The organism is Pseudoalteromonas sp. S3260, assembly GCF_005886925.1.
GTDB lineage: Bacteria > Pseudomonadota > Gammaproteobacteria > Enterobacterales > Alteromonadaceae > Pseudoalteromonas > Pseudoalteromonas tetraodonis.
In genome coordinates, this window is record NZ_PNCV01000426.1 from 1 (window position 1) to 227 (window position 227).

At 44.5% G+C, this 227-nt stretch carries 1 protein-coding gene; it reads left to right on the forward strand.

All coding sequences use genetic code 11. From position 1 onward, the window contains the following. Positions 1 to 33: 33 nt before the first annotated feature. Positions 34 to 227, forward strand: a 194-nt coding sequence (locus CWC14_RS19065) for a hypothetical protein (RefSeq protein WP_138564429.1), incomplete at its 3' end; no start/stop codon positions are given.

Here is a 227-nt window from a genome sequence, read left to right on the forward strand (position 1 = left end):
AGCAAGGCCCGAGAGCGCTGATACGAGAACAATATGAATATACCAGCAGAACGACTCCAATATATTGCCGATCTCTTCCTGCGTTGTAAGAAAGTAGAGCAAAACCCATGGACAGAATTAGCCTTTGTTTTCGAGTTTAATGAAGGTCATATGGCAAACTCTGGTTTCCTAAATAACGGCGAAGCAGTACGCCCTGCCTCTGCCGAAATAGAAGACGATCCTTTGTT